A 19,675-nucleotide genomic window follows, 5' to 3' on the forward strand; every position below is an offset into this window, starting at 1 on the left:
AACACTCCATGAATTATGTGAAATTCATGGAGTGTTATTTTACTTATTTTAATTTAAATTTTAAGGTTACAGGATTGTGATCTGAGTATTTAAAATCTTGATTTGTACCTATAGTAGATATAATTTCTACGTTGTCAGAAACTAAGAAGCCATCTATAACTGAAAGTAGATTTTCACCCTTAGTGTATGAAGTTGCAACGGTTCTAGAAGTTGGTACAGTTTTATCATAAGCCCAAGTATATCCACTAGGAACAAAGTCTTCTGGGATATCTTGTAACCAATCAGGCCACTGCTCTGTAGTTTTAAAATCAAAAGCATTTGTGCCAGGCATTTGTTGATTCCAATCTCCACCAATTATAACGTAATTTCCTTTGGCATATTCTTCTTCTAGGAAGGATTTAATGTAACCAAGTTGAATCTTACGTACCAAACCACCTTTATCATAGGCAGATAAATGCGCATTGATAGCTACAAGCTCTTTACCATTATCTACAGGCAGTCTGTTTACAACCATAGCTCTATCTAAGTCACATAGTTGTACAAAGAAAGAGGATTTTCCTGGTAAATCATACCTTGTGCTGGAATTAATATCAAATTTTGAAAGAGTTGTAAGTCCAGCTAAAACTTGTCCATGCGGTTTAGCGAGTGGAATAGGAACCCATGGTGTTTTAAAGTTTATAGCGAAGTTAGTGCTATAATCTGTGAACTTATCTTCTAATCTTTGTAGCTGATTAATTTTAAAACTTCTAGTAGCTTTTACGTCAACCTCTTGTAAAAATACTAAGTCAGAATTTAAATTTTCAATAATGCCTTCTATACCAGCAAGGTTTTCTAAAGCCTTTTCTTTACTTGAGCCACGAGACATAATGCCTCCATCCATGAAAAAATCCACATCGGCGTCCATAGTACCATAACCAATGTTAAAGGTAGTAACGCTTGTCTCATCATTAACGTTAATAACTTGATCTTTGTTATTTTTTATATCAATAGAAATTTTTTCATCTGGTTTATAATCAGTAACGATCATAAAGCCTATATACATAGCGGCAATAGCAACAATTGATATGATTATAATCATTACAATTTTTAATATACTTTTAGTCATAGAAACCTCCTTAAAAGATGTTATATTTAATATTCTAATATATAAGTTTAAATTAATCTATGATTTATTTGATAAATATATTCCAGTGACATAATGAAAAAATATTTAGAACAATTAAATTCAGTATGATAAAATAATATTTGTATATTAGGTTAAAAAAAGAATTAAAGTGCTATATAATTACAATATAACGATATAGTACAAAGGAGTGTTATTATGAATTTTATAGATTTAAGAAGCGATACAGTTACAGAACTTACGGAAAATATGAGAAAAGCTATGTATACCGCTATAGTTGGTGATGATGTTTATGATGATGATGAGACAACAAAACAACTTGAAGCCTATGCAGCAGAATTAATTGGTATGGAAGCTGCACTGTTTGTACCAAGTGGGACCTTTGGAAATCAATTATCACTTTTGACTCATTGTAATCATGGCGAGGAAGTTATTTTAGGCGATAATTGTCATATAGTAGCTGATGAAGTAGGTGCATCGTCAATAATTGCAGGTGTTCAACTTAGGACAATCTCTACACAAAATGGTGAAATTAATCCATTAGATATTGAAAATAGAATTAGGGTAGGTGATGATATTCATTATCCTAAAACTGCACTTATTTGTTTAGAAAATGCGCACTCAAATGGTAGAGTTATTTCTTTAGAGAATATGAACGAAATTAGAGAAATATCTAAAAGGCACAACATTCCAATACATTTAGATGGTGCTCGTCTATTTAATGCAGCTAGTTATTTAGGGGTGGATGTTAAGGAAATTACAAAGAATGTTGATTCTGTTATGTTTTGTTTATCAAAAGGACTATGTGCACCAGTAGGATCTATATTAGCAGGTAACAAGGAATTTATAGCTAAAGCTAAAAAATATAGAAAACTTATGGGCGGAGGATTAAGACAATGTGGTGTTATTGCAGCACCTGCGCTTATTGGATTAAAAGAAATGATACCTAATTTAAAGGTAGACCATGAAAAAGCATTACTATTAGCGAAAGAATTAAGTAGTATATCTGGAATAACTGTTTTTGAAGATGATATTCATGTTAATATGGTATTTTTAACATTGGATGAATCTATTCCTTCAAATGGGTTAGTAGACTATTTATTTTCAAAGGGAATAAAAATAAATGGTGCAGAAAATGGGACAATGAGATTTGTAACTCATTATTGGATAACTGAAGAGAATATACACACTGTAGTTCAAAGTATTAAAGATTATATTACTTCTTTATAGTAAACTTTCTCTATATTTGAATCTTTGTTATAAAAGATAAAACTATGATAAACCTTAAGGGGATAACGATATTGTTATCCCCTTTAATTCGTAATATGTTAATTAAATGGGTGTGAATAGTTAGTTAGTTTTATTGTTATAGATATAAAGTAAACTATGGGTTAAATATATAGTGGTACAAGACTAGTGTAATATATATTTAACTGGTTTTTTGTTTAACAAACATGTTTTATGGGATATAATAGTAAGAGACATAGATGTTTTAATAACATAAAAAAGTACATATATATTTTAGTATTTATATATAGGATATAAATTGTTTTTAGAGGAATCTATGGATGTAGTAAAACTAAACTATAAAATAATTAGTAGCGTTTATAAAACCATGGAACCTAATTAATTTAATTAACTTACAGAACAAATGGGTTAATATTATGGTATATTATTTATCTAGAAATAAATCAACTAGGATATGCTTTAGGGAAGATAATGTGAAATTAGTATAAACCCTAAGTTAAAGCATGGCAATCAATTAAAAGAAAATAGATAAGGTGTGAGTACAGTGGCTAAGGTTATTATTGCGGAAAAACCTTCCGTGGCAAAGAATATTGCAGAGGCTTTAAATATAAAAACTAGAAAAGATGGATATTTTGAAGGGGAAGACTATTTAGTTACATGGGCGTTTGGTCACTTATTACAGTTATATGATGCTAGGGATTATGATGAATCCATGAAGGGCTGGGAATTCTCTAAGTTTCCGTTTATACCTGAGGAGTTTAGATATAAGGTGAAATCTGATTCGCTTAATAGAAATATAACAGATAAGGGTGCAGAGAAACAGATTAATATTATTAAATCTCTTATTAATAGAGAGAATGTAGATGGAGTTATATCAGCAACGGACTTTGATAGAGAAGGTCAAGTTATTGCAGATGAGCTCTTCATATATTTTAATGAGAAAAAACCGGTTTATAGATTACTATTAAATGAATGGACACCCGATGAAGTTAAGAAGGGTATGGCGACGTTAAAGCCTAATGAGGAGATGAAATCACTTCAGGATGCAGGGATTGGAAGACAGTGGGCAGATTGGGTTATTGGAATAAATTTAACCTCAGTGGCTACTTTAAGATATAAATTTGAAGATGTTAAAATTTTGAATATTGGAAGAGTGTTACTTCCTACTTTGAAGATTATTTATGATAGAGATAAGGAAATAAAAGATTTCGTGGCAACTACATATCATAAACTTGGGGCTACTTTTAAAACTAAAAACAATGAGGAGTACGAAGGCTTATATTATGAAAACACATCAGAGGTTGGCGATGAAAAATTTGATGAGAAATTTGAAGATAAGAATTACTTAGCCAATATATCTAAGTTATTGGATGGGAAGACAGCGGAGATTGTTGAAAAACAGACAGAAAAGAAACGTGAGTATCCGCCCTATTTATTTAACTTATCAAATCTTCAAGGGCATGTAACTAGTAAATTTAAGGGATGGACGTCAGATAAAGTTTTAAAGGTGGCACAATCACTTTATGAAAAAAAGTTTATTACTTATCCAAGAACGTCAAGTATTGTTCTTGAAGAAAGCTTAGAAGAGAAGACGAGAAAGGTTTTAGAGACTTTAAAGAAGGGGTTACCCTACGAACAACACATAAAGTTTGCGAAAACTAAGAGGATATTTGATAATTCAAAGGTAGAGAGTCATAGTGCAATAGTTCCAACATATATAAAGCCCAGTGGTCTTAGTGCGGATGAAGCGATTGTTTATAATGCAGTTAAGAATAGATTCATAATGCAGTTTATGCCTATAGCCGAGTTTGAGGAAAGTAAAATTACTGCAAAAGTATATGATGAAAACATAAAAGGTGTATTTATATCTAAAGGGAAAGTTCAAATAGTTGAAGGATGGCGTATGGTGGAAAAGATAGAAACTAAAGACACCATATTACCTTTAGTTATGGAAAAGGAAGTAGTAGATGTAGTAGATAGTAAGGTTAATACTGTAACTAAGAAACCACCTAAAAACCATACAGAAAAGACACTTTTAAGGGTTATGGAAACCTGTGGAAAGAGTATGGGTAAGGAAGATAATAGTGATGAGGGAGATGAAAATTCTTCAGATGAAAATGGAGAGGAAACTTCAGAAGAACTAATGAAATCTATCCTAAGTGGCTTTAGTATAGGGACACCAGCAACTAGAGCAGAAACCATTAAAAAGCTTAAGGATATCGGATATATAACTACTAAGGGTAAAAATCTTACATGCACAGAAATTGGAACTACTATGGTTGAAATGTTTCCAGTAAGAGAGTTGTTTGATTTGGAATATACAGGAAGGCTAGAGAAAACTTTATCAGATATTGAAAGAGGTACGGTTATGAAGGAAACCTTCATAAATCATATTTGTGATTTCACAAATAAATCTGTAGAGGCTATTAAGAAGGATGAATCTATGCTTTCTAAGATAAAGGTTGAGCTACCAGAAGGGGCAACTAGTGTTGGTGCATGTCCTGTATGTGGTAATCATATTATTGAAGGTGATAAGGGGTTTGGTTGCTCTAATTGGAAAAATGGCTGTAAGTTTACTATTTGGAAGAATGATAAGTATATAGAATCCTATGGTAAAAAGATAACAAAAGAAATGGTGGAACTACTTCTTAAAAATGGTAAGGTTGGGTTTAGAGGATTAAAAAGCAAGAAGGGAAATACCTTTGCAGCTTATTTTAGATATGAAAAGAACGAGGAAACAGGATATTTTAATTGGAAGATGGAGTTTATCTAAATAAATTGTAATTTAAAATGTGAAATTCAGAATTTAAAATGGAGGGTAAAATCCTCATTGGATTTTTAAGGAATGAAATGTATCAAGTAATTAGAGCATATATGCATGATTAAAATTTTAATAAAAGGAATAGTTTTCAAATATATGTATATACTAATTGTTAGATTATATATTTATAAATAAGTGTAGATATATAATAAATACCTTAAGCATTGACAGAAGTGACTTATAAGTATACCCTTAATGTATAACCCTTTAAAATTAAGGGTAATATATTAAGGGTTATATTTTTATCCTAGGAGTGATGACGTGGAAGTTACTACACAAGATATTTTAGAAAAGATAGATAAGGAATTTACAATACGGTATAAGCCTTTTTCTAAGTTTAAGAATTCAGGCCAACTATGGGATATGTGTATTGAACTTATTAAAAATGAGGATTTACTTAATAAATTAATCTTTGCGAATGATATTTTAAGCATACCACCAGTGGAGGTTTTTGTTAGCATAAATGGTACAATATCTGAAATCACAGATTATGATAAAAAAGCATTGGGTGCATTTTGGGGATTTATATTTAAATTTGTTTTTGAATATAGAAACCAGAGAAGCAAATGTATAACAACCAAGGCAGTTCGAACAGCGACCTATTTTTATGATAGACCAAATCAAATAGTAGTAGTAAGAGGAGATGGATTTTATGCCTAAAATTTTACAAGGTAAGAACGTTGGAAATGACGAGTTTTTTGCTAGCATTATTCCAAATTATGTTGAGAGTTTAAATTCACTATGTGACAGCTTTAAGGATTCAATGAATTTAAAGTTTGACTTTGCAAGTGGTAAGAATGTTGAACTTAAATTAAGTACTGGTGAAGTTATTTTCAGATTACAGAGAATGAAATATGAAGGTACTGGGAAAGAAATATGTGCACTTTCTCCAAAATTGACAAATGCATCTTATCGTAAAAATAATGAGAATGATTATTATGAGATTATAACAACCGCTTACTACTTTACTTTAGGAAAGCTTAGTTTAGACTCAAATGAGGATATGGCAGTACTATGCAAGCTTATAAAGGAGTTAGTGAAGCTTATTAATAGTAATCAAAGGTATGATTATAAATTACTTCTAACTCTTTGTGGTTATTCAGTCCATGAATCAGTAAATGATACTGATGAAATTTCGTTTAAATGCCAAGAAATGTCTGAATCAGACCAAAAAGCTTTAATTTCTAATAATAGTAATGGAGAAATATTAGGAACTGTGCCTAGTGATGAGAGAAGATATAAAAGAATTATAGATGAAGCTGCAATTAGTATGAAAAAAGAACAAGGTCCCAAAAAAATAAGAATCATTAGTGCTGGTGATAAAAAGTGGTATAAAGATTTTATTGGAATGGAAATTAATGTTTTACATTGTCACTGTAGAAATAGAGAATATACTTATAGGGTAAGCAATGAAGAGTTTAAAAGAATACTTGAGAATCCAATATATAAGAAATGTGAGTATGAAATACAAGGACTTGCATTAGCTCATGATGATGTTGAAATAATAAGTAGATAGATATTTCAAAAAATAAATAAGTTAGTATCCACGGCTATTTTGATTTGCATGTCTTCAGCAGAACCCTCAGATAGTGATACTATCTGAGAAATATGCTTCCTTGTTTAAATCAAAATATCCTTCGTATATTTGACCTATTATTTATTTTCAGATGTCTAATATGAAAAATGAAAAAGTGCTGAAACCAAAGACAGTCGAAAAACTATATGTTTTTCGGCAATCTAAGGAGTCAGCACTTTTCTATATTTTGAAATTGGTTTATAGCATAAAAATTAACTTGGATGTTGATTTTTTAAGTTAATTTTAATTTGAAATGCTATTTATCTGTCCCATAGAACAACTTTAGTACATCTCCATCAGGTCGTTTACCTAGATAACTTCCAATTACAAAGGAAACTATTGAAATTAAAAGAGTTGGGACAATTGGTTGAATACCCCAAGGGGTAAAACCAATGCTGGAAAGTAAAATAAAGGAGCCAATTCCAAATATCATAGAGAGTATTGAGCCAGTAGCATTAGCTCTTTTCCAATAAAGCCCAAAAACTACTGGACAGAAAAAGGCTGCTTCTAGGCCCCCAAAGGCAAATAGATTAATGAAAGTAAGGAGATCTGGTGGCTGTATTGAAAGTAAAAATACTATTATTCCAATTATAGCAGTAGAGCATAAACTCATTCTTGAAATTTTTTTTTCGAATTTAGAGTCTTCCTTAATGTGTTCAATTTTCATAAAGTAATTAAGATAAATATCCTTTATTATTGCTGCTGAAGATAAAATAAGCATAGAAGATACTGTTGACATAACTGCAGCTAAAGGCGCAGCTAAGAATATTCCAGCAACGAGGGGATTCATAATTTCAATTACTAAGGTTGGTATAACAATATCAGAGTTTGAGATGCCAGGTGGCAGTATTGCCCCTGAAAGGACTCCAGCGAGTAGCATACCAAACATTAGAGCAGAGAATACTATTGTTCCATAAATCATAGCATTATGCATAGATTTAGTATCTTTGAAACCCATGGCTCTAACAGTATTTTGAGGTAGGCCTAAAGTGCCTATACCAACAAGTACCCAAAAGGACAAGATATATCCAGGAGTAAAATTGCCACCTGAAAGAGGTGTGCTCCAAGCTGGATTTATAGTAGTTAATTTTGCTGAAATAGCATCTAGTCCACCACCAGTTTTTATAATGGAATAAAGAATTAGTACAGTACCAAAGAGCATTACAATTCCTTGGATTGTGTCAGTTATAACAACCGCTTTAAATCCACCTATAGTAGTATAGAGAATTACTATAGTACCAAATAGGATCAAACCAACTAAGTATGAATACCCTGTGATGGATTGAAATAATACGGCGCCACCTATAAATTGAGCCACCATTGTAACAATAAAAAATATTACTAGGGCAAGGGAGGATAAAATAACAACAGTAGGAGATTCATAGCGTTTAGCTAAATAATCAGTAACTGTAATAGCGTTAATTTTTCTAGCGATTATAGCAAATTTCTTTCCAAGAATACCAAAGGTAAGAAATGCGGTTGGAGCCTGAACAACAGCCACTAGTACCCAACTTAATCCAACAGAGTATGCAATTCCAGGTCCACCAATAAAACTTCCCGCACTAGTAAATGTAGCAATCATGGTCATGGCAAGAACGAAGCCGCCCATGGATCTTCCACCTATAAAATAATTATTTATAAATCCGTTTTTAGTATTTTCTTTAGAAGCTGATCTACTAATCCAAAGGCCTATACATAAATTTAAAGCTAAATATATAACTATTGGAATTAATATCAATAAATTTTTCATAATAGATTCCTCACTTTAATTCTATTTGTCATCATTTTCATCACTATTCAAATTAAAGTTTACAAAAAAATGTTTTACTGTAAATATTACAACTAAAATAAGTAGAATAGGTCCAACAAAGCAGCTTAATATAAACCATACTGGAAAGCCCATTACATATTTATAGGTTGAAGGATCTCTATTTCCTAAACCGAACCCTGTAATATACCACCAAATAAAGTACAATACATATACTATTATAGAAATAATAGCTTCTTTATTTATTTGCCGATTTTTATCTTCTTCTGACAGTTTCATATATCATTCCTCCAATTACATATGTAAGAATAGCAAATTATGTTATAGAATACAACTTTACATTGTGAAATTAGCAGTAAATACACTTTATACATATATAAATTTAGCATAATTCAAAAAAAATATGCAGAGAGATAGGGTTATTTCTAATATTAAATGGGAACTATATTCTAAATGGTATTTTGAGGATAAGAAAATATCATTTGGATTATTGTTAAGTAGGAGGGCATTAAATGAGAGTACCAAATCATATAGGGGTAATCCCAGATGGAAATAGAAGATGGGCAGAAGATAAAGGTTTATCGAAACAAAGTGGATATGTATCTGGGATAGATCCAGGGCTCATATTATTTAAACAGTGCAAAGCTGCGGGGGTTAAAGAAATAACCTTTTATGGATTTACAACAGACAATGCAAAGAGGCCAACACCACAAAAGGAGGCGTTTATAGATGCATGTATAAAGGCAGTTAAATTAATAGCTATGGAAGACTCAGAAATACTTGTTATTGGAAATACTAATTCAGATTTATTTCCAGAAGTACTATTACCTTATACAGAAAGAAAAGTATGTGGTAAAGGTGGAATAAAGGTTAATTTCTTAATAAATTATAGTTGGAAAAAAGACTTGAATTTTGTTAAAGAAAATATTGGTGGAACAAGTAGTTTAACCAGGGAAATAGAATCAAAGAATATTTCAAGAGTGGATTTAATAATAAGATGGGGTGGTAGAAGGCGTCTTAGTGGGTTCTTGCCAGTTCAATCGGTTTATGCTGACTTTTATGTAATAGATGATTTTTGGCCTGATTTTAAACCTCAGCATTTTAATGAGGCTTTAGAATGGTATCAAGAGCAGGATGTTACATTAGGTGGATAGTAAAAGAGGCTCCATATAATAATTTTATATGGGGCCTCTAAGATTTTAACAATCATCATTTGATTTAGATGATTGTTTGTGGTCAAATAAATTTAACGAAAAAATTCTAAAAAGAATTATTTAAGAACAAAAGACTTACAATCTGTACATTCCACCATTTTAGGGTCAGCTTCATGAGTTCCTACTTGTATTTGATTTAGTGTACAATAGTCATCACTACAACAGTGGTTTTTACAGTTAGTAATTGTACATTTGATACTTTGATTTTTTTCCATTAAAATTCACTCCCTTAAATTTATTTAGACATATAGAATAAGATAGTTATTAGGTGTTGAATAAATACGCTTCAAGCAATATCTATTACAAGGTTAGTATTAGCGTTTAGGGATTTAATATTCACAAAAATATTTTGAAAAACTTGCCAAAAGTTTAATGTAAATACTTATTATTTTATATTGATAAACTAAGAAAAGTTTGAGCCGAATTCAGCACGGCAGAATTCAATAAAGTATCCCTGAGGATGCTCACATACAGGACAATATTTAGGCACCTCTTTTCCTTCATATATAAATCCGCAATTAGTGCATTGCCATTGAATAGAGGTATCACGTTTAAATAATGTATTTTCCTCTAATTGAGTAGCAAACCAATTAAATCTGTCTCCATGAATCTTTTCAATAGAGGCTATATTAGTGAAAAGTGTTGAAATGGCGGTGAATCCTTCCTGTTTAGCTATTTCTGAGAATTTCTTGTACACATCATCATATTCTTCATATTCGTTATGATGGGCAGATTTAAGTAGCTTTAGTGTGGAGTCATATAAATCTACAGGATAGGCTCCACCACCAATTTCTATAACATTGCCAGCCTCTTCTTTTAGTTTTTTGTAAAATTGGTTTGCATGAGCAAGTTCTTGATTAGCAGTGTATAAAAAAGCATTTTGAATTACATAAAGACCTTCTTTTTTAGCGGCACTGGCAGCAAAGGTATACCTGTTTCTAGCTTGGCTTTCGCCAGCAAAGCTTCTCATTAAGTTGATTTTAGTTTCACTATCCTTGAAATTCATTTTTAAGACCTCCTATTTATTAAATATCATTATTAATTTTCCAAAATCATAAGGAATTTATACAGGAAAAATATTTAAGTAGTATTAAAAAAAATATTGAATATTTTATTATTATTATAAATTTCGTTAGTCTAATAAATTTTAATTAAGAGAGTAAAATCTATTGGAATTTAAAAGATTATGTTGAAATATTAAGTAAGGTGAGATTAAATTGAGGCTATGGTCTTTGCGCAAAATCTATGTGAAAGATATAATAGAAGTAAAGAGAAATATGTTTGCTGGTGATATGTATATTAAAGGTTTAAAGAAAGTGGGAATAATATGAAATTAAGTATTATTAAAAGGGATTCTAGAGTTAAAGATTTTGACATGGAAAGGATACACATAGCCATAAAGAAGGCTCATGAAGAGGTTTATGGGGAAGATATTCGGTTTGAAGAACAATATGTGGAGATAGAATCAATTATAAAAAGAGACATATTGGAACTAAATAAAAACCAAATATTTATTGAAGTGATTCAAGATATCGTAATTAATGCGTTGAAGCAAAATGACATAAAGGTTGCAAAAGCTTATGGAGATTATCGTGAGAAAAGAAGAATAGCAAGGGATACCAATGGTGATACATATAAAAAATTAGATAAGGTACTTCAATGTTCAGACGTTATGAATTCTAATGCAAACGTAGATGAGCATAGCTTTGGTGGGCGTAAGTTTGAAAGTGCTAATGTAATTTTGAAAAGATATACTTTAGACAAAATGATAAAACCTAAAGTTGCAAATGCTCATATTGAGAATCGATTATATATACATGATCTAGATAGCTATGCAACAGGAATGCATAACTGTAGCTTTCCTGATATAAAAAAGCTAATTAATAATGGATTTATTACTAGAAATGGTGATGTAAGAGGGGCAAATGGATTATCCACCGCATTTCAGCTAGTAGCTGTAATATTCCAAATTCAAAGTCAAGAACAATTTGGTGGGACAGGAAGCTGTCATATTGACTATGATTTAGAAGAACAAGTTGATATATCATTTAGAAAGCATTTTGCAGATGCATACTTCTATTTTGAAGAAAAGGAAGTTAAGTGGAGAGAGTTAGCCGATGAAATATGCGTAGAGAATAAGGAACTACTTAAAGTGAAATATCCTAAGCTAACAGCTTTTGCATTAAGGGAGTTAGATAGGGAAGGAATGCAATCAGCACAAGGGTTGTATCATAACTTAAATACATTAGAATCTAGACCAGGATCACAGGTTCCATTTACATCTATTAATTTAGGAAAGAGAGCTACAGTGGCGGGTAGAATGATTACTAGATGGTTAATGATGGCGAGTATAGATGGGATAGGCAAATATCATAAAACAAGTATTTTCCCAATATCTATTTTCCAATATAAAAAAGGGGTAAATGATGTAGAAGGTACGAAGAATTATGACTTAAAGAGATTAGCAATCGAATCTATGTCAAAGAGAATATATCCAAATTGGGTAAACTGTGATTGGAGCAAAAATATTGAGGATACAAATAACCCAGATACAGCTATGGCCACTATGGGGTGTAGAACATTAGTAGGCTTTGATAGACATGGTATGGGATTCTCAAAGGTTGGTAGGGGAAATGTAACTCCAGTGACTATAAATCTAGTTAAGATTGGAATAAAGCATGGTATATGCCTTGGGGATAGAAGTGAAGCAGATATTGAGGGATTTTGGAAGGAACTTGAGGAACTACTCGAGCTAAGTGCAGAAGCATTGGTGGATAGATTTAAATTTATATGTTCGCAAAGTCCTAAATCTGCTCCGTTTATGTATAAAAATAAAAGTATGCTAGGTGGAGAGTTTAATTCAGAAACGTGTATTTATGATGTAATGAAGCATGGAAGCCAGGCTATTGGGTATGTTGGAATTGCAGAAATGTGCCAAGCCTTATTTGGATTAGATCATGCGGATAATGAAGAGGTTCATAAATTTGCACTATCTGTAGTTGAAAGAATATCAAAATTTGCTGAAGAGGCTTCAGAAAGATATGACTTAAACTTTGGATGTTATGCTGCACCTGTTGAATCTACATGCGGAACAATAATAACTGGAAATAGAGAAATTAAAGGATTAAGAGAAGAGTTTGGTATTATACCGAATGTTACAGATAGGGATTGGGTAACAAACTCACATCATGTTCCAGTGTGGAAAAATGTAGATATATTTACAAAGCTAAATTTAGAGGCTCCATTTACAAAGTATCCTACATCAGGATGTATAACCTATGTGGAACTTGATAGCTCAGTAATTCAGAATCCTAAGGCAATAGAGCAGATTGTTGACTATGCTTTTGGACTAGATATACCATATTTGGCATTTAACTTTCCAATAGATACATGTCTTGAATGTGGTTACCAAGCAGAGTTTAATGATAAATGCCCAGTGTGTGGAAGTAAAGAAATAGAACAGCTTAGAAGAGTAACGGGATATTTGACTACTGATTATCGTAATTTTAATAAGGCAAAACAGGCAGAAGTTAAAGAGCGATTTAAACATAGTGAAATGACTAAATTTAAAATTTAGTTCCTTGAATTTATTTTCTTAGTAGTTCAGTATGGTTGATTATAAAGATGTAATTTGAATAGGGGCGACACTAGCAAAAACAGTGATAGGATATGGTTACTGGGAATGGCTAGAGAAGCTCCTTTTTAAGGAAGTGAAAAAATGGAAAATACAATTAGGTTAATAGGTTACAATCAATGCTCTTTAAATGAAGGTATAGGGCTTAGAGAAGTTTGCTACATTGCTAAGTGTACTCATAAATGTTTAGGGTGTCATAATGAGAGATACTGGGATGATGAAGGTTGTGGGTATGATATTGACGATGTAGTAAGTAAGCTAACAAAAAATCCACATACTGATATAACTATAAGTGGTGGCGATGGGTTAACAATTCAATATGAAAATACATTGGAACTACTTAAAAGATTAAAAGAAAAGTCTAATAAAAATATATGGATATATACAGGATATACTTGGGAACAATTATTTGAACTAGGTAAAGCTGAAGTATTAAAATATGTAGATGTAGTTGTAGATGGTAGATTTGAGCTAAGTGAAAGGGATGTAACCTTAAAATTTAGAGGAAGTAAGTCACAAAGAATTATAGATGTGAAAGAGAGTTTAAAAGAAAATAAGGTCGTAGAAGTTGGGTTATATTAATATGAAAATGAATGGAGATATAGATATGAAAATAAGAGGGTTTGAAATAGTTATAGATGAAAAGAGAAAGCATCCGGGGGTGGAGGTTCAGATGCCAACGAGGGGGAGTAAGCATTCCATAGCATATGATTTATACTCACCAATAGACATAGTAATAAAACCTTCTGAGAAGGAGTTAATATGGACTGATATAAAATCCTATTTCCAGCAAGGAGAAGCTTTACTTCTAAATGTTAGAAGTTCTATGGGAAGTCATCCGGTTATAATGGGAAATGTACAAGGTTGGGTTGAATGTGATTATTATGGTAATCCTAAGAATGATGGAAATTTAGGGATAAATCTTTTGAATTTGGGAACAGAGCCCTATGTAATTAAAAAAGGAGATAGAATTGCACAAGCTATGTTTATTCCTTTTTTAGTAAGTGATAATTGTAATTCTGATGAGGAAAGAATCGGGGGATTTGGTAGCACTGGAAAGTAATTCAATTTAGAATGGGTATTAATATTAATACAATGTTGAAATTAAATTTAGAAATATAATAATGAGTATGCAAAGCTTACAAGTAGGGTAACCTATTTGTAAGCTTTATTTCAGTGGTGTTCAAAATTTTATATTTTGAAAATTGAACCTACCTAAGTGGATGAACATGATGTAGAAGTTGCTTGTTAAAATTTACAGGGGGTAATAACAATGAGAAAAACTATGGTAAGAGTAATTACTTGGAGTATATTAATTTCTTCAGTTGCTATTGTATGTTTTTTTAATTATATGGAGCAAAAAGGTAGTGGACCATATATACAGGCTATGGCGGATAATAACCAAGTAGTTAACAATAAATTAATTGAACATATAAGTTTAGCAGAAGAGGCTATAAATGAATTTGGAGCAGATTCAGATAAGGAAGCAGTGGAGCTTTGGGCAAAGGGGATAATGACAAGAAATGGAGTACTTCAATACGCTGTAATGGATAATGAACTTAAGGCAGAATTTAAAGAGAAACTTAAAGATGATGAGAATATTTCGTGGGTAACGGGAGTATCTAGTCCTTGGGTGACAGGCTATGAGATAAATGATGTAGTTAATGTTAGTGATAAGTTAAAATTATATAGAGTTAAATTTAATTTATCTACAAGCAATGGTGCTGAGGGACCTGTGTATAATACTGTAACAGTAGTAAATAGAGAAAAAAAGTGGGTTCTTTCGAGTATAAGGTAATTATATAAATATAAAGCAAATGAAATATTGTTAAATATAGCGATATGGATTATGGTGTTCGTGGTCATATAATAAATTAATAGTTAGCAACAGTAGAAAAGCAAAAGAAATAATAGTATACTTATATAGTCTTATAAATAATTGAATAGGAAAAAGGAGTGAATTATGAAGCTGAAAGTAAATTCAAGTGTAAAACGAAGAACCGTATCAAATATTATAGTATTATCTGTAGGTATTATTTTATACTTTACAATTAAAAATATGGGTGGTATTTTTAGAAGTGTAAGAGGTGTCATGAGTCTGCTTACACCATTTATATATGGATTTTCAATAGCTTATATTTTAGCTATTCCAATGGGGATAATAGAAGAGCGAGCTTTATGCTTCTTGGATAAGAAGAAGCAATATAAACTAAAGAGATTTTTAGCAATTACTATTACATATATATTGGCTGGGATAAGTATAGGCATCATATTTTCAATATTAATTCCGGAGTTAAGCCGTAGCATAACTACATTAATAGATAATATTCCAGTTTATATTAAATCACTAGAAACTTATATTAATAGTGTAGTCATTGGATTAAATTTGGATGCCACAATGGTAAACGAAGTAATTCAGGATTTTAGTAATATTTCTAATTATATAACTAGTATTACAGGGAGTGCAATAATGGATTTATTCCAATTTTCGGCTGACATTACTCAATATGTTCTTAATATATTTGTTGCAACTATTATTTCTATATATTTATTAGCAGGAAAGGAAAAGTTTTTTGCACAAACAAAGAAACTTTTATATGCAATACTTCCAGAGAGACCTGTTAGATACATGATAGAGCTTACAAGGTCAAGTCATAGAACCTTTATGGGATTTTTGAGTGGTAAACTATTAGATTCATTTATTATAGCAATAATATGTTTTATAGGTATGAAAATATTTAAAATGCCATATCCTTTACTTGTAAGTTTTATAATAGGAATGACCAATATTGTACCAGTTTTTGGACCATTCATTGGTGCTATACCGAGCGTAATTATAATATTTATTGCAAGTCCGGTTAAGGCATTATGGTTTATACTATTTGTATTTGTGCTACAACAATTTGATGGAAATATATTAGGTCCTAAAATATTAGGAAACTCTACTGGATTAACTGCATTTTGGGTAATGTTTGCCATACTTATAGGGAATGGATTTTTTGGTTTTATTGGAATGATACTTGGGGTTCCAGCATTTGCAGTGATATATTCAATTATAAAAGGATTAGTTGAACAGGGACTTGAGAATAAAGGTCTTCCGAGAGAAACAAAGGAATATGCATCATCGCAGAGTGAGATAAAATTTTAAGGCGGTTAAGAGAAATTATATATAACACCCAATAAATAGATTGCAACTATTTATTGGGTGTTTTTTATAGATTTAATGTAAATATAAAGATAAAAATTTGAAGTAATTGCATGATAAATATTATAAAAAAACGGCAAAGTTCTAAATTGTGTAAATATCTCTGTAAATAAACATGTTAAAACAATTTACTATAAAAGTTAAAAATAATAGATTGTACATTATAGAAAATTAAGGTATAATTTAACTGTAAATGTAAAAAGAGGTGTTAATTATGAATTTTGTATCATTTCAAGAAATTATAACAAAAATTCAAGGCGTAACTCATGCTAAGATTATATTTAGCGATGAGGAATTAATAGAGGCGCATATTATTGCAAATACAATAAGGTCACCTAAGCAGATTGTAAGGGACATAGAATCGGCACTTCTTGCTATATTTGATTATAGAATTGATAGAAAGATAATAAGCATAGCCCAGATAGATAGTGAAGAGAAAAAAGGTGTAAAAAGAATAAAATATGAAGGGATTTCAATAGAAATTAAAGATAATAATATTGAGTGTCAAGTAAGGCTTAAAGCGGGAGACGAAGAATATAGCGCTAGTGAAACAGCTATAAGTACAAGTGGTAATAGGCGTAAGGTAATAGCCAAGGCGACTATATCAACTGTTGAGAAAATAACAGGACAAGCATCTACTTTTGATATAGAAGATATTAATATAAATACATCAAGAGATATATCCTTTGCAACTGTAATTGTGAATATGATTAATAATAATTGTGAGGAAATACTTATAGGAACAGCAGTAGTAAAGACTGATATCAATGAAGCAATTGCAAAAGCTACTCTAGATGCAATGAATAGAATAGTAGAAAAATAATTAATTTGATTTAATGGCCGATTATATTATTAAATCTTCCCTTAGCGGAGTGGAAATTATGGCAGATTTTTAGCGGATCGTTGTTAATTTACATGTGAGGGGGAATTTTAACATGAAAAACTCTAAGAAAATCATGCCAGCTTTAATAGCTTTACTTGCTTTAGCAATGGCTGGTGGATCAAGTATAACTTGGATATTTAGATAATAAGTATAGTATAACCAATATAATCGGCATTAGATATATTTTAGGGGGACTAGCAAATGAAAGAGTTACCAGTTAAACAACGGCTTTTTTTTATTGTAATGTACATTGTAACGATAACATCATTAATACTCTCAATGTATATTGGAGGCATAAAGCTTGATATAGGTAATTATGGTGCTATTATTTTTTTTATTGCTTTAACTTTTTTAACAGAATCGTTTACAATAGCAGTGAAGAATATATCTTTTAGTACAAGTTTTGCTATTACATTAGCCTGTTATATCTTATTTGGGACATTTAACTGCATTATAATAACCGTTTTAGGTTTTTTATGCAGGGTTATTAAAGTGGAAGAAGATATTTATATGCATGTATTTAATACACCTATATATGGTACAATATTTAATTGTTGCGCTTTAATTTTACCGATATTAGCAGGAAATTATTTTTATAATTTATTTGGTGGAATATTAAATATTGAAAATGTTTATAATTATATACTGCCAATTATATTATTTGGACTTACATATCTTGTGATTAATGTGTTAATAATATCTATATTAATGTCTATAATGTTAGGGAAAAAAGTGATATATTGCTTTTTAAATAATATTAGTCCAGGGATACTAAATTCTATTGTAATGATACCAATAGGAATTTTTGTTGCAAATGTATATCAAAAATATACGTATTGGGGAATGGTATTCATAATATTCCCTATAATGTTAATTAGATATACGCTAGTATTATACACAAATTCTAAATCTCAATTTATAGAAACGGTAGAAGCACTAATGAATGCAATAGATGCGAGGGACCAGTATACTGAGGGTCATTCTAGAAGAGTTGCGGAAATATCTACAATCATTGCAAAGGAATTAAAATATAATCAATGGGAAATTGAGCAATTAAATGTGGCAGCGATGCTTCATGATGTTGGTAAGATTGGAATTAGTGATAACATACTAAATAAACCAGGGAAGCTAACGGATGATGAATTTAATAAAATAAAAGATCATTCAACAATAGGGTTAAAGATAATAAAGGAAATAAAGAATATTAATTATGTTCATCAAATAGTTAGGAACCATCATGAAAGATATGATGGTAAGGGTTATCCCGATGGTAAAAAGGGTGATGAACTCCCACAGAATGTATATATAGTTCAGTTAGCGGATACTGTAGACGCTATGATATCAGATAGACCGTATAGAAAAGGGTTACCTATGAATGTGGTCATAGAAGAATTAGAAAAGTATTCAGGCACTCAATTTCATCCCCTGATAGCTGAAGTTTATCTTAAAATATTGAGGGAGCAGGAAATAAATCAATCAACTAATACACATTATGAAGATAAGGTTGTTTATGGGGGATAATTATGTTTTTATTTGCAATTGTTCTTGCTATTATAATCGGATATTTATTGAAGGGTAGACTTGGAAATTTAAATAATTTAAGGTTTACATCTTTATATCTTGTAATAATTGGATTTTCAATAGAACTCATAATGAAAATTTTACTAAAAAATGAATTTTTAGGTATAGGATATTTTACATATTTTTTTAATATAATTATGTATGGACTTATAATGATTTTTATAGTTGTTAATAGAAAAAATAAAATGGTTTTAATAATAGGACTAGGATTATTACTAAATGCAATAGTTATATTTAGCAATAACTGTACTATGCCTATAGGAACAAGGGCAATGGGATTTTTGGGGGTTAGTGGAAATGTTGAAATAAAGGGGTTATATTCTATTTTAACAAATGAAACTAATTTTAAAATTCTAGCTGATATAATACCATATAAGGTTTTGAGATATGGTGGGATAGCAAGTATTGGTGATATCATCATAGCTATAGGAGTAATGGGTATAATTATAAAAGGTATGAGCTTTAAAAAAGTATACTATAAAAATTATTATGATAACTAAACATTTAATTCAGATAATAAAAAAAGAGTGGAATAATTTAAATTATTTTACTCTTTTTTAAATGTATAGGAAAATTAAAATAAATTACAGTAATTGCATGTTTTTATGTTTTTATATTTTTA

The 19,675-nt window shown here is 30.6% G+C and carries 18 protein-coding genes; 13 read left to right on the plus strand and 5 right to left on the minus strand.

Going from position 1 to position 19,675, the window contains the following annotated elements:
• Positions 1 to 43: 43 nt before the first annotated feature.
• On the minus strand, positions 44 to 1,105 hold the full coding sequence (locus tag RSA29_RS11985; RefSeq protein WP_346942064.1) for an endonuclease/exonuclease/phosphatase family protein: 1,062 nt from the start codon (positions 1,103 to 1,105) through the stop codon (positions 44 to 46).
• Positions 1,106 to 1,321: 216 nt separating this feature from the next.
• On the opposite strand from RSA29_RS11985, the gene RSA29_RS11990 reads away from it, so the two are divergent.
• The 4 genes from RSA29_RS11990 to RSA29_RS12005 all read left to right on the plus strand — a co-directional run bounded on the left by RSA29_RS11990 (position 1,322) and on the right by RSA29_RS12005 (position 6,708).
• Complete coding sequence (locus tag RSA29_RS11990) at positions 1,322 to 2,353, plus strand: low specificity L-threonine aldolase (RefSeq protein ID WP_346942063.1); 1,032 nt, start codon at positions 1,322 to 1,324, stop codon at positions 2,351 to 2,353.
• A gap of 562 nt (positions 2,354 to 2,915) precedes the next feature.
• Complete coding sequence (locus RSA29_RS11995) at positions 2,916 to 5,144, plus strand: DNA topoisomerase (protein WP_346942062.1); 2,229 nt, start codon at positions 2,916 to 2,918, stop codon at positions 5,142 to 5,144.
• A gap of 309 nt (positions 5,145 to 5,453) precedes the next feature.
• Positions 5,454 to 5,852 (plus strand): hypothetical protein, encoded by a 399-nt coding sequence (locus tag RSA29_RS12000; protein ID WP_346932877.1) that lies wholly within the window; start codon positions 5,454 to 5,456, stop codon positions 5,850 to 5,852.
• Positions 5,845 to 6,708: a hypothetical protein gene (locus RSA29_RS12005; RefSeq protein ID WP_346942061.1), complete on the plus strand. Its 864-nt coding sequence runs from the start codon at positions 5,845 to 5,847 to the stop codon at positions 6,706 to 6,708. The genes RSA29_RS12000 and RSA29_RS12005 overlap by 8 nt, the downstream gene beginning before the upstream one ends.
• Positions 6,709 to 7,024: 316 nt before the next feature.
• On the opposite strand, the gene panF is transcribed toward RSA29_RS12005, so the two are convergent.
• Together panF and RSA29_RS12015 are read right to left on the minus strand one after the other, a co-directional pair.
• Positions 7,025 to 8,518 carry a sodium/pantothenate symporter gene (gene panF, locus RSA29_RS12010; RefSeq protein ID WP_346942060.1) on the minus strand — a complete coding sequence of 498 codons (1,494 nt, stop codon included), beginning with the start codon at positions 8,516 to 8,518 and terminating at the stop codon, positions 7,025 to 7,027.
• A 21-nt stretch (positions 8,519 to 8,539) separates the two neighbouring features.
• A complete protein-coding gene (locus RSA29_RS12015; RefSeq protein WP_346932880.1) occupies positions 8,540 to 8,815 on the minus strand; it encodes a YhdT family protein in 276 nt (91 codons plus the stop codon).
• A gap of 233 nt (positions 8,816 to 9,048) precedes the next feature.
• Between RSA29_RS12015 and RSA29_RS12020 the strand changes: the two genes are divergently transcribed.
• Positions 9,049 to 9,690, plus strand: coding sequence for an undecaprenyl diphosphate synthase family protein (locus RSA29_RS12020; RefSeq protein ID WP_346942059.1), 642 nt, complete (start codon positions 9,049 to 9,051; stop codon positions 9,688 to 9,690).
• Between the two features lie 116 nt (positions 9,691 to 9,806).
• Here RSA29_RS12020 and RSA29_RS12025 read toward each other — a convergent pair whose 3' ends face one another.
• Both RSA29_RS12025 and rbr read right to left on the minus strand, forming a co-directional pair.
• Positions 9,807 to 9,965 carry a DUF1540 domain-containing protein gene (locus RSA29_RS12025; protein WP_346932882.1) on the minus strand — a complete coding sequence of 53 codons (159 nt, stop codon included), beginning with the start codon at positions 9,963 to 9,965 and terminating at the stop codon, positions 9,807 to 9,809.
• 188 nt (positions 9,966 to 10,153) lie between these two features.
• Entirely contained in the window at positions 10,154 to 10,756 is a 603-nt protein-coding gene (gene rbr, locus RSA29_RS12030; RefSeq protein ID WP_346942058.1) for a rubrerythrin, read from the minus strand.
• A 321-nt stretch (positions 10,757 to 11,077) separates the two neighbouring features.
• On the opposite strand from rbr, the gene nrdD reads away from it, so the two are divergent.
• From nrdD to RSA29_RS12070, 8 genes are all read left to right on the plus strand, one after another.
• A complete protein-coding gene (gene nrdD, locus RSA29_RS12035) occupies positions 11,078 to 13,327 on the plus strand; it encodes an anaerobic ribonucleoside-triphosphate reductase (RefSeq protein WP_346942057.1) in 2,250 nt (749 codons plus the stop codon).
• Between the two features lie 141 nt (positions 13,328 to 13,468).
• Positions 13,469 to 13,966 carry an anaerobic ribonucleoside-triphosphate reductase activating protein gene (nrdG, locus tag RSA29_RS12040; protein ID WP_346942056.1) on the plus strand — a complete coding sequence of 166 codons (498 nt, stop codon included), beginning with the start codon at positions 13,469 to 13,471 and terminating at the stop codon, positions 13,964 to 13,966.
• A 1-nt stretch (position 13,967) separates the two neighbouring features.
• Positions 13,968 to 14,447 (plus strand): dUTP diphosphatase, encoded by a 480-nt coding sequence (locus RSA29_RS12045; RefSeq protein ID WP_346942055.1) that lies wholly within the window; start codon positions 13,968 to 13,970, stop codon positions 14,445 to 14,447.
• Positions 14,448 to 14,657: 210 nt separating this feature from the next.
• Positions 14,658 to 15,182, plus strand: a complete 525-nt coding sequence (locus RSA29_RS12050; protein ID WP_346942054.1) for a hypothetical protein — start codon at positions 14,658 to 14,660, stop codon at positions 15,180 to 15,182.
• A gap of 165 nt (positions 15,183 to 15,347) precedes the next feature.
• Positions 15,348 to 16,532, plus strand: coding sequence for an AI-2E family transporter (locus tag RSA29_RS12055; RefSeq protein WP_346942053.1), 1,185 nt, complete (start codon positions 15,348 to 15,350; stop codon positions 16,530 to 16,532).
• A gap of 271 nt (positions 16,533 to 16,803) precedes the next feature.
• Positions 16,804 to 17,412: a hypothetical protein gene (locus tag RSA29_RS12060; protein WP_346942052.1), complete on the plus strand. Its 609-nt coding sequence runs from the start codon at positions 16,804 to 16,806 to the stop codon at positions 17,410 to 17,412.
• A 261-nt stretch (positions 17,413 to 17,673) separates the two neighbouring features.
• A complete protein-coding gene (locus RSA29_RS12065) occupies positions 17,674 to 18,993 on the plus strand; it encodes an HD-GYP domain-containing protein (protein ID WP_346942051.1) in 1,320 nt (439 codons plus the stop codon).
• 2 nt (positions 18,994 to 18,995) lie between these two features.
• Positions 18,996 to 19,553, plus strand: coding sequence for a DUF5317 family protein (locus RSA29_RS12070; RefSeq protein ID WP_346942050.1), 558 nt, complete (start codon positions 18,996 to 18,998; stop codon positions 19,551 to 19,553).
• Positions 19,554 to 19,675: the final 122 nt, after the last annotated feature.

Origin of the sequence: Clostridium sp., from assembly GCF_036660475.1 — a bacterium.
GTDB lineage: Bacteria > Bacillota > Clostridia > Clostridiales > Clostridiaceae > Clostridium_J.

Bases quoted from the DNA above. Each gene is read 5' to 3' on its own strand.
- RSA29_RS12065 (WP_346942051.1), top strand. From the start codon at position 17,674: ATGAAAGAGTTACCAGTTAAACAACGGCTTTTTTTTATTGTAATGTAC.
- nrdD (WP_346942057.1), top strand. From the start codon at position 11,078: ATGAAATTAAGTATTATTAAAAGGGATTCTAGAGTTAAAGATTTTGAC.
- RSA29_RS12070 (WP_346942050.1), top strand. From the start codon at position 18,996: ATGTTTTTATTTGCAATTGTTCTTGCTATTATAATCGGATATTTATTG.
- RSA29_RS12005 (WP_346942061.1), top strand. From the start codon at position 5,845: ATGCCTAAAATTTTACAAGGTAAGAACGTTGGAAATGACGAGTTTTTT.
- RSA29_RS12020 (WP_346942059.1), top strand. From the start codon at position 9,049: ATGAGAGTACCAAATCATATAGGGGTAATCCCAGATGGAAATAGAAGA.
- panF (WP_346942060.1), bottom strand. From the start codon at position 8,518: ATGAAAAATTTATTGATATTAATTCCAATAGTTATATATTTAGCTTTA.
- RSA29_RS11985 (WP_346942064.1), bottom strand. From the start codon at position 1,105: ATGACTAAAAGTATATTAAAAATTGTAATGATTATAATCATATCAATT.
- RSA29_RS12015 (WP_346932880.1), bottom strand. From the start codon at position 8,815: ATGAAACTGTCAGAAGAAGATAAAAATCGGCAAATAAATAAAGAAGCT.
- RSA29_RS12025 (WP_346932882.1), bottom strand. From the start codon at position 9,965: ATGGAAAAAAATCAAAGTATCAAATGTACAATTACTAACTGTAAAAAC.
- RSA29_RS11990 (WP_346942063.1), top strand. From the start codon at position 1,322: ATGAATTTTATAGATTTAAGAAGCGATACAGTTACAGAACTTACGGAA.
- rbr (WP_346942058.1), bottom strand. From the start codon at position 10,756: ATGAATTTCAAGGATAGTGAAACTAAAATCAACTTAATGAGAAGCTTT.
- RSA29_RS12060 (WP_346942052.1), top strand. From the start codon at position 16,804: ATGAATTTTGTATCATTTCAAGAAATTATAACAAAAATTCAAGGCGTA.
- RSA29_RS12045 (WP_346942055.1), top strand. From the start codon at position 13,968: ATGAAAATGAATGGAGATATAGATATGAAAATAAGAGGGTTTGAAATA.
- RSA29_RS12055 (WP_346942053.1), top strand. From the start codon at position 15,348: ATGAAGCTGAAAGTAAATTCAAGTGTAAAACGAAGAACCGTATCAAAT.
- nrdG (WP_346942056.1), top strand. From the start codon at position 13,469: ATGGAAAATACAATTAGGTTAATAGGTTACAATCAATGCTCTTTAAAT.
- RSA29_RS12050 (WP_346942054.1), top strand. From the start codon at position 14,658: ATGAGAAAAACTATGGTAAGAGTAATTACTTGGAGTATATTAATTTCT.